Here is a 9,766-nt window from a genome sequence, read left to right on the forward strand (position 1 = left end):
GCGGGCCGAAGCGGCAGGGCTGTGCCGGCGTGAGAGGCTGGGTCGTATGAACCGGTTGGCTGGTACGACCTCGCCTTATCTGCTTCAGCACGCCGACAATCCGGTCGACTGGTGGCCGTGGGGGCCCGAGGCGTTCGAGGAAGCGAAACGGCGCGATGTACCCGTTCTGTTGTCGGTCGGATACTCTGCGTGTCATTGGTGCCACGTGATGGCCCACGAGTCCTTCGAGGACGAGGCCGTCGCCGCGCTGGTCAACGAGCACTTCGTCGCCGTCAAGGTCGACCGCGAGGAGCGGCCCGACGTCGACGCGGTGTACATGGAGGCCGTGCAGGCTGCGACCGGGCAGGGCGGCTGGCCCATGACCGTCTTCCTCACCCCGGACGCCGCACCCTTCTACTTCGGCACGTACTTCCCGCCGGAGCCCCGCCACGGCATGCCCTCCTTCCCCGACGTCCTCGAAGGCGTCCGGGACGCCTGGGCGGGGCGCCGGGAGGAGGTCGCCGAGGTGGCCGAGCGGATCGTGAAGGACCTCGCCGGGCGCTCCCTCGCGTACGGCGGCGACGGCACGCCCGGCGAGGAGGAGCTCGCGCAGGCGCTGCTCGGGCTGGTCCGCGAGTACGACTCCACCCGCGGCGGCTTCGGCGGGGCGCCCAAGTTCCCGCCGTCGATGGTCCTGGAGTTCCTGCTCCGCCACCACGCCCGTACGGGCTCCGAGGGCGCCCTCCAGATGGCGGCCGACACCTGCGAGGCCATGGCCCGCGGCGGCATCTACGACCAGCTCGGCGGCGGCTTCGCCCGCTACGCCGTCGACCGGGAGTGGGTCGTGCCCCACTTCGAGAAGATGCTGTACGACAACGCGCTGCTGTGCCGGGTGTACGCGCACCTCTGGCGGGCCACCGGAAGCGACCTCGCCCGCCGGGTCGCCCTGGAGACCGCCGACTTCATCGTCCGTGAACTGCGCACCCCCGAGGGCGGCTTCGCCTCGGCGCTCGACGCCGACAGCGACGACGGGACGGGCAAGCACGTCGAGGGCGCCTTCTACGTCTGGACGCCCGAGCAGCTGACGGCCGTCCTCGGCGCGGAGGACGCCGCCCTCGCCGCCGCCCACTACGGCGTCACCGAGGACGGCACCTTCGAGCACGGCAGCTCGGTGCTCCAGCTCCCGCAGGACACCGGCGTCGCCGACGCCGAGCGGATCGCCTCGATCGCCGCCCGCCTCCTCGCCGCCCGCGAGGAGCGCGAGCGCCCCGGCCGCGACGACAAGGTCGTCGCCGCCTGGAACGGCCTGGCCATCGCCGCCCTCGCCGAGACCGGGGCGCTCCTCGACCGCCCCGACCTCGTCGAGCGCGCCACCGAGGCCGCCGACCTGCTCGTCCGGGTGCACATGGACGAGACCGCCCGCCTGACCCGTACGTCCAGGGACGGCCGGGCCGGCACCAACGCGGGGGTCCTGGAGGACTACGCCGACGTCGCCGAGGGCTTCCTCGCCCTCGCCGCCGTCACCGGCGAAGGCGCCTGGCTCGAGTTCGCCGGCTTCCTCCTGGACATCGTCCTCGACCGCTTCACGGCCGAGGGCGGGGCGCTGTACGACACGGCCCACGACGCCGAGACCCTCATCCGGCGCCCGCAGGACCCCACGGACAACGCCACCCCCTCCGGCTGGACCGCCGCCGCCGGAGCCCTGCTCTCGTACGCGGCCCACACCGGCTCCGAGGCCCACCGCGCCGCCGCCGAGGGAGCCCTCGGCGTGGTCAAGGCCCTCGGCCCCCGCGCCCCCCGCTTCATCGGCTGGGGCCTCGCGGTCGCCGAGGCCCTCCTCGACGGCCCCCGCGAGGTCGCCGTCGTCGGGTCACCCGGCGACGAGGCCTTCCGGGAGCTGCGCCGTACGGCCCTGGAGGCCACCGCCCCCGGCGCCGTCCTCGCCTGGGGCGCCCCCGGCGGCGGGGAGTTCCCGCTCCTCGCGGACCGTCCCCTCGTCGCGGGCGGGGCCGCCGCGTACGTCTGCCGCCACTTCGTGTGCGACGCCCCCGTCACCGACCCGGCGGCACTGGCCGGAAAGCTGGACGCGCACCGTTAGGAAAGGGCGAAGCCCCGCCATGCCCCGAAGAGGGGATGGCGGGGCCGCGCCGTAGCCGAGCGGCGTTGCTCAGCTGTTGCCGGCGCCGTTGCCGGACAGCACGGGGATGTCGCTGAGGATGTGCGAGAGCGGCTCGTCACCCTTGGCCTGGGTGGAGTTCTCGACGCACTGCTGGTTCTGCGGGGAGGACAGGACGTTGACGTCCTGGACCGCGATCGGGATGAGACCGATCAGCGAACCGGCGTTGACCTTGGCCGGCAGACCGACACACGGCTTGTTCAGCGAGCCCTGGACGAGCGCGAACTGCGGGCTCATGTTGCCGTGCGTGGCGGAGTTGCCGAACTCCTGGTGGGCGCCGTTGCCGCTGAACGAGGTGGTGCCACCGTCGTCGGCGATCGCGAGCGCCTGCCCGGCACCCGCCGCCGTCGCGCCGAGGACCGACGCGGCCACAGCAGCCGTAGCCAACAGCTTCTTCATTGTTCAGGCCTTTCGGATACTGGCCCGCTGAGTGCCGAGCCGCACTGATCAACTGGTCAAAGGTGCGGAGGTTCCGGGAAGTCCACCGGACGGCCTACGGGCAGATGAGCGAAGACCCCTTCGCCGGCTTGTACGTGCCCACCGAGATCGTGCTGGGCGCGACCTCCGAGGACCTCGGCAGCGGCCGGTCCTCGCGCAGTCGCAGGAAGACCTCGGCGGCCCCTTCCTCGTCCCAGGCGAGGGTGGAGCCGACGCCCGCGATGGTCGGGTTGAAGCCGACGACGGGCACGGTCGCGAACTCCATGTGCTCCGGGGGAAGTTCCCGCAGCCGGTCCGCGAGTTCGAGCAGTTCCTCCGGCGAGATCCCGCGCTCGGCCTCGGCCGTCCCGCGCAGGCTCGCGGCGAACGCCACCAGCCACTCGGGGTCGTCGTAGGGGCCGTCGTGGAGGCGCTGGAGGGTGTTCATCACGAACTTCTGCTGCTTCTGGATCCGGCCGAAGTCCATCTGACCGTCGGCCTTCCGCGAGCGGACGTACTGGAGCCCCTCGCCGCCCCCGACCCGCTTCGTGACCCCCGCCGCCAGGTCGATCCCGGTCGACGGGTCCTTGAGCGGGACGTCCGAGCAGACGGGCACCCCGTCCTCGACGCGGTCCACGGTGTCCATGAACCGCCGGAAGTCGACCTCCAGATAGCGGTCGACGGACAGCCCCGTCATCGACTCGACGATCTCCACCGCGTACGAGGAACCGCCCTCCGCCCACGCGCTGTTGACCTTCGCGGGGTGCGGGGCGTGCAGCTTCCCGGTGCGCCGGTCGCGGTGCTCCGCCGGGAACTCGGTGAGCGAGTCGCGCGGAAGGGCCACGACGTCGACGCGGTCGTGCGCCGCCGAGACGTGGACGAGCATCATCACGTCCGTGCAGTCGCACGCCTGCCCGCCGAGCCGGAAACGTTCCTTCTCCTCGTCGGTGACGCCCTTCCGGGTGTCGAGACCGACGAGGAGGATGTTCAGCCCCTTCTCCGGGGCGGGGAGTTCGGCCGGCGCGGCGGCGAGCGCGCCCGGCACGAGAGCGGCGAGCGCGGCGAGCGCGGCGGGGGCGAGCAGGAGTCGCCGGGAGCGCTTCAGACGCGGGACATTCATGGCCGCACGCTAATTCCGCTCCTCCGCCGCGAAGCCGCGCGACGCGACATGGGCGGAACGAATCACTCTCCTGCGGCGCCTGTGTAATGATGCGTGAATCGCAGCGGAAGGAGCCCAGATGGCGCCGGATCCCGGAAAATGGGAGCGGATGGCCTTCATTCCGAAGAGCCGATACGTGAGCGACCCCACCCCCGCCGACCGTACTCCGTTCCCCGTGTATTCGTCGTTGGTGACGCAGTGGGTGCAGGCGGGGCGCACGGTCCCGGGAATGCCGGACCGTGAGTGGGAACGCCTGATGTCCACCCCCGTCTGGCCCCACCGGTAGCCGGAGGGGAAACGAGAAAGGGGCCGCCTGGATGGCGGCCCCTTTCCTGCTTCCCGGAGGGAAGCGGAACGTCAGTTGTTGCCGACGCCGTTGCCCGACAGGATCGGGATGTCGTCCAGGATGTGCGAGAGGGCCTCGTCACCCTTGGCCTGGGTGGAGTTCTCGACGCACTGCTGGTTCTGCGGGGAGGACAGGACGTTGATGTCCTGGACGGCGATCGGGATGAGACCGATCAGCGAACCGGCGTTGACCTTGGCCGGCAGACCGACGCACGGCTTGTTCAGGGAGCCCTGGACGAGCGCGAACTGCGGGCTCATGTTGCCGTACGTGTAGGAGTTGCCGTACTCCTGGTGAGCGTGGTTGCCGCTCTTGGAGGTGGTGCCGCCGTCGTTGGCGATGGCAAGCGCCGGGGTCGCCGCCGCGGCGGAGACGCCGACGATGGAGGCGGCTGCGGCCGCGGTGGCCATGACCTTCTTGATCACGGGAGTTCCCTTCTAGAACCGGCTCCGTGCAGGGAGCGCCCTGATCAACTGGTCCCGGACCTGGGGGTTCCGCCCTGTCACCCCCTTGGCGGAGCGCGCGCGGCAGCGCGAAACGGACTCCCAGTCGAACGAGTGAAGCGCCGGAACCAAACCCTCCGAGGGCAGTTGATCCCGTCGCATCAATCAGGTCGATTGGTGGGAACAGGAAACGGAATCACCGTGATCAAGAAGATTATGGCGGCTGCGGCTGTCACGGCCTCTGTTGTCGGCGCTTCCGCCGCCATCGCCTCCCCGGCGTTCGCCATCGCGGACGACGGCGGCACCACCTCGTTCAGCGGCAACGGCGCCCACCAGGCCTTCGGCAACTCCAAGACCGGTGGCCACGGCAGCCCGCAGTTCTCGGCCGTCCAGGGCTCCCTGAACAAGCTGTGCCTCGGTGTTCCGGTCAAGGCGAACGCGGGCGCGCTCGCCGGCCTCATCCCGATCGCCGTCCAGGACATCAACGTCCTGTCCTCCCCGCAGAACCAGCAGTGCGCCGAGAACTCCACCCAGGCCAAGGGTGACGAGCCGCTCTCGCACATCGTGGAGGACATCCCGGTCCTCTCCGGGAACGGCGCCTACAACGGCTGACCCGTCGCGCCAGCACAGGGCCGGAGGAATTCCCTTCCTCCGGCCCTGTGTCGTGTGCGCATTGGAGTGAAAGGTGATCCGGCGCCGAAATTCCCGGTTTCCTTTTCGTGACGTGTTCGTTGAGGTGGTGTGCAGCGGAGGACGATCTTCCGCCGAGGAAAGGATCCAGGCAAAATGAACTGTAAGAAGGTCGCGGCCGTCGTCGCCGGAATCGTCATGGCCATGGGTGCGGCCTCGCCCGCCTTCGCGGACGCGGACGCGCACGGCGCGGCCATCGGTTCGCCGGGCGTCCTGTCGGGCAACGTCGTCCAGGTCCCGATCCACATCCCGATCAACGCCTGCGGCAACAGCATCAACGTCATCGGTGCGCTGAACCCCGCCTTCGGCAACACCTGCATCAACGCCTGACACCCGCGGCGCCCGCGTCCACCGGGCGCGCAGGTGGCAGGGGCCGGTCCCGGAGGGCGGACGCTCTCCGGGACCGGCCCTTCGTCATGCCCGGACGGCCGCCCGCTCGCCCGACCGCGGCCGCCCCACGGCACCGCCCCGCGCACCCGCCCGCAGCCGCTGCCGCACGCCCTTCACCAGCCGGCCCGCCGTGTACTCGGCACCGAACACGAACCGCATCGACGGCCCGTACGAAGGCGCCGTGAGCAGCCCGGCGAGGAAGAGACCCGGCCACGAGGACTCGAAGAGGCCGCCGACCTCCGGCGCGCCGACCGTGCCGACCGTCCGCAGCGCCCCGCGCAGCACCGGGTCCAGCACCTCGGCCCGCTCCAGGCTCGGGGTGAAGCCGGTGGCCGCCACGACGTGGTCGGTTTCCAGGACCGACGCCCCCTCGGGACCCGCGATCTCCAGGCGCAGCCGCTCGTCCCCGGTCACCGTCGCGTTGGTGATCCGCTGCCCGAGCCGTACGTCCCCGACCGCGGCGAACCGCTCCCGCAGCCACCACGCGCCCGCCGGGCCGAGCGCCGAGTCGAAGATCCGCTCGCGGGTCGCGGCCGGAAGCCGCCGGAAGACGCCCGGCGTGTCCGCGTACAGCTTGTTGTGCCAGCCGCAGCCGAGACCCGTGTGCGGGGCGCGCACCGACGGCCACAGGCCCCGGTCGAGCGCCGGGGGGAGGGTGTTCCAGTTCAGCCGGTCAGCGCGGGCGATGATCCGTACGGTAGCGGCGCCCCGCTCGACGAGGAGCGCGGCCGTCTCCAGGGCGGCCTGCCCGGCGCCGACGACGGTCACGTCCTGCCCGGCGAAGCGGTCCAGTTCGCCGTGGTGGCTGGAGTGCGTCACGTACCGGCGCGGCAGGCCCCGCAGGGGGCCCGGGATCTCCATGAACGGCAGGACGCCGACCGCGAGCGCCACCGTCCGCGCCCGCAGCGTCTCCCCGTCCTCCGTCCGCAGCTCGAAGCCCTCGGCGGCGGGCGCGACCGAGGCGATCAGGCGCGAGTCGAGGCTGGGGACGGTCTGCCGGGCGAACCAGTCGCCGTACGCGGCGAAGAAGTCGACCGGCAGGGGGACGCCGTGCTCGGCGCGCACGCCCCGCGTCTCCGCGTAGGCGTCGAGTCCGTACGCCCCCCGGGGGTCGGAGAGGTGGGAGGCCCACGGCTCCGACTTCAGGAACATGCCCGAGGGCATGGCGTGCCAGGACTCCATCGAGCGGCCGAAGGTCCGCAGGTCAAGACCGTGGGCCGCCGCGTGTGCGGCCACGGACAGACCGTAGGGACCGGCCCCGACGACCACCAGGTCGTCCATGGACTTCGACTTCGCCATCGTGCCTTCCGCCTTCTTCGCGTACTGCGCTGTCATCGGTGCTGTTCCTGGGTGCTGTCTTCGGTGCTGTCTTCGGGGCCGTCATCGGTGGGGGAGCTGGTCGGAGGAGCCGCGGGCCGGAGCCGGCAGCGTCGCCGGGTGCCGCGCGCGGCCGGGGCCGAGCCGCCGCGCGAGCGCGCCACCGGCCTTGCGCAGGAGGTGCGCGATCCAGGCGCGGCCCATCGCGAACGCGGGCGCCGGGTCGTCGACCGCGAACCAGGCCCGCTCGGTGCGACGCCGCCCGGGAGCGTCGGACACGGCCGGGGGGCGGGGGCGCGGGGAGGCGAGGAGCGAGAGCGCCGCGTAGTTCTCGACGACGAACCGGCGGCCGTACGCGGGGGAGTGCGGCGGCACCGCACGACCGGTCAGGTCCAGATGCGCCGCCCGCACCACGTCCAGGCCCTCGGCGTCGGTGAAGAGGCGGAACTGTGCGCCCGGCCGCGGGTTGAAGTCGAGCAGGTGGTACGCGCCCGTCGACCGGTCGAGCCGGAAGTCCAGGTCGCACACGCCCCGGTAGCCGAGCGCGTCGAGCAGCTCGCGCGCGGCCCGGTCCACCACGGGGTTCGCCGTCCAGCGGCCCACCGCGGTCAGCCCCGCCCCGTCGGGCCAGGACCGCTCCTTGCGCCCGGTCGCCCCCGTCACACAGCGGCCCGCCGAGTCCACGTACCCGTGGAAGAACCAGTCGAGATCCCGCCCCGCGGGCAGGAGTTCCTGGAGGAGCAGCCGACTGCCGGCCTCCGGCGTCCGGTCGTACAGCTCCCGCGCCTCCGCGAGCGAACGCACGATCGTGGTGGAGCGCAGCCCCCGCCCGGCCGGCAGCAGCCACGGCCTGCTCCACTTCGCGATCACCGGCAGTCCGAGCGACCAGGCCATCGAAGCCGCCTCGTCGGTGGTGCCGGGCAGTTCGGTACGGGGATGGGGGAGGCCCAGGGACGCGCAGGTCGCGGCGAGCGCGGCCTTGTCGGCGACCCGCAGCAGCTGCTCCTCGGTCTGTTCGGGCAGCAGGAAGCGGGGGGCGAGCTCGGCGCGGCGCCGGGCGAGCGCGAGCGCGCTCACGTCGTCCAGCGGCATGGCCAGTACGGAAGGTGACGAAATGTCAGGTGCTGTCACTTCTCCGGCGATCCGCGCGAGCAGTTCCGCGAGGTCGGTCGAGCGGTTGGTGGGCGGGCGCGTGTGGACCGCGTGGAGATAACGCGAGCGCGCGACCGGACTGGTGCTCGATTCGACGACGGCGTGCACCGGAATTCCCGCCCTCCCGAGCGAACGCGCGGCTCCGAGGGTGCCGTGATGGAAGGGGTTCCTGTCGAGCCGCACGAGCACGGTGGGGACGCTGGTGTCGAAATTCTGACGGCGCGGCACGGCAATTCCTTCATCTCGGGTGCCCCAACTGGGCGATGAAATCCTCTAATGGACTACTGATCAGGCCGAAGCCGCGTTCACGGTCGGCTCATTAGGAATACTTTCGGAGCATCGGATTGACGGATCATCAACAAGCGTGACGTCGTGAAGGAGTGGCCATGGCAGCTGCACACCGGAGAACACCGAGAACCTGGCTGGGGGTGTTCACCGCCGGTCTCCTCGCCTCGGGGTCAGTCGTCCTGTCCTCCCCAGCCCATGCCACCGACTCCGTAACGACGAGGGACCCCGTACCGACTCTCTCCAGCGCCATGGGAGCCTTCCTCGACTCGGGCGCGCTCGGGGTCGCCCGCATCGAGCAGCTCCAGCGGTGGCTGGGCGGACGCGAACTCCGCGTCGGCCACACCTACCTGCCCGGCGACCTCTGGTCGAACATCGAGGGCCCGCCCGGCTTCCTCGACGCCTGGGCGGACTGGCGCAACGAGAAGACCGACCGGCTCTTCGTCCTCAACGTCCCCATGCTGGAGCGGAACGAGGCCGGCGTCTCCGACTACGAGGTCCGCCGCCAGCTCCAGCTCGGCGCCGCCGGCTACTACGACCACCACTTCACCAAGCTCGCCGAGCGGCTCGTCTCGCTCCGGGCCACGGACACCGTCATCGTCCTCGGCTGGGAGATGAACGGGACGACGTACACCCACCGGTGCGCGCCGGACCCCACGGCCTGGAAGAAGTACTGGACCCGCATCGTCACGGCGATGCGTTCCGTCCCCGGCCAGAAGTTCCGCTTCGACTTCAACCCGAGCCGCGGGCGCGACGCCGTGCCGTGGACCGAGTGCTATCCGGGTGACGACGTCGTCGACATCATCGGCATGGACTCGTACGACCAGCCGCCGGGAATGAGTTTCGACCAGCACATCAGCGAGCCGTACGGGCTCCAGAAGCAGGTCGATTTCGCCGCCGAGCACGGAAAGCAGATCTCCTATCCGGAATGGGGGCTCTTCCGCAACGGCGACAACCCCGTCTACATGCGGCGGATGCTGGAGTGGATGCGGCAGCACAAGCCGCTGTACCACACGATCACGGATTACTGTCCGCACGGTGTCTGGCAGTGCGACGACAATCCGAAGTCGTCGCGGGTGTTCAGGGAGATGCTGTTCGGGGCGGAACCGGAAGTGCCGGAGCTGCCGGAAGTCCCGGAGGTTCCCGAGGTTCCCGAGGTGCCGGAAGTCCCGGAGATTCCGGAGGTGCCGGAGGTGCCGGAAGTTCCCGAAGTTCCCGAAGTTCCCGAGGTCCCGGAGGTTCCCGAAGTCCCCGGGATCCCCGAGGTGCCGGGAACCCCGGTCGACCCGACGGTCCCCGAGCCGAAGCCGGAGCCCAAGCCCGAGCCGAAGCCGGAGCCCAAGCCCGAGCCGAAGCCGGAGCCCAAGCCCGAGCCGAAGCCGGAGCCCAAGCCCGAGCCGAAGCCGGAGCCCAAG

The 9,766-nt window shown here is 71.3% G+C and carries 9 protein-coding genes; 4 read left to right on the plus strand and 5 right to left on the minus strand.

What is annotated here, in order from left to right:
• The first annotated feature begins 46 nt into the window (after positions 1-46).
• Entirely contained in the window at positions 47-2,077 is a 2,031-nt protein-coding gene (locus AB0G79_RS21695) for a thioredoxin domain-containing protein (RefSeq protein WP_360808794.1), read from the plus strand.
• Positions 2,078-2,146: 69 nt separating this feature from the next.
• On the opposite strand, the gene AB0G79_RS21700 is transcribed toward AB0G79_RS21695, so the two are convergent.
• The 3 genes from AB0G79_RS21700 to AB0G79_RS21710 all read right to left on the minus strand — a co-directional run bounded on the left by AB0G79_RS21700 (position 2,147) and on the right by AB0G79_RS21710 (position 4,499).
• On the minus strand, positions 2,147-2,554 hold the full coding sequence (locus AB0G79_RS21700; protein ID WP_360808796.1) for a rodlin: 408 nt from the start codon (positions 2,552-2,554) through the stop codon (positions 2,147-2,149).
• A 94-nt stretch (positions 2,555-2,648) separates the two neighbouring features.
• Entirely contained in the window at positions 2,649-3,692 is a 1,044-nt protein-coding gene (locus tag AB0G79_RS21705) for an LCP family protein (RefSeq protein WP_360808798.1), read from the minus strand.
• Between the two features lie 396 nt (positions 3,693-4,088).
• Positions 4,089-4,499 carry a rodlin gene (locus AB0G79_RS21710; RefSeq protein WP_360808800.1) on the minus strand — a complete coding sequence of 137 codons (411 nt, stop codon included), beginning with the start codon at positions 4,497-4,499 and terminating at the stop codon, positions 4,089-4,091.
• Positions 4,500-4,718: 219 nt separating this feature from the next.
• On the opposite strand from AB0G79_RS21710, the gene AB0G79_RS21715 reads away from it, so the two are divergent.
• Together AB0G79_RS21715 and AB0G79_RS21720 are read left to right on the plus strand one after the other, a co-directional pair.
• A complete protein-coding gene (locus AB0G79_RS21715) occupies positions 4,719-5,129 on the plus strand; it encodes a rodlin (RefSeq protein ID WP_360808802.1) in 411 nt (136 codons plus the stop codon).
• 174 nt (positions 5,130-5,303) lie between these two features.
• Positions 5,304-5,537 (plus strand): chaplin, encoded by a 234-nt coding sequence (locus AB0G79_RS21720; protein ID WP_360808804.1) that lies wholly within the window; start codon positions 5,304-5,306, stop codon positions 5,535-5,537.
• A gap of 84 nt (positions 5,538-5,621) precedes the next feature.
• On the opposite strand, the gene AB0G79_RS21725 is transcribed toward AB0G79_RS21720, so the two are convergent.
• Positions 5,622-6,878 carry an FAD-dependent oxidoreductase gene (locus tag AB0G79_RS21725; RefSeq protein ID WP_360808994.1) on the minus strand — a complete coding sequence of 419 codons (1,257 nt, stop codon included), beginning with the start codon at positions 6,876-6,878 and terminating at the stop codon, positions 5,622-5,624.
• Between the two features lie 99 nt (positions 6,879-6,977).
• Positions 6,978-8,294 carry an ATP-grasp domain-containing protein gene (locus AB0G79_RS21730; protein ID WP_360808806.1) on the minus strand — a complete coding sequence of 439 codons (1,317 nt, stop codon included), beginning with the start codon at positions 8,292-8,294 and terminating at the stop codon, positions 6,978-6,980.
• Between the two features lie 308 nt (positions 8,295-8,602).
• Between AB0G79_RS21730 and AB0G79_RS21735 the strand changes: the two genes are divergently transcribed.
• The coding region (locus tag AB0G79_RS21735) for a glycosyl hydrolase (RefSeq protein WP_360808996.1) at positions 8,603-9,766 on the plus strand (1,164 nt) is incomplete at its 3' end.

Source organism: Streptomyces sp. NPDC020807 (assembly GCF_040641575.1).
Taxonomy (GTDB): Bacteria; Actinomycetota; Actinomycetes; order Streptomycetales; family Streptomycetaceae; genus Streptomyces.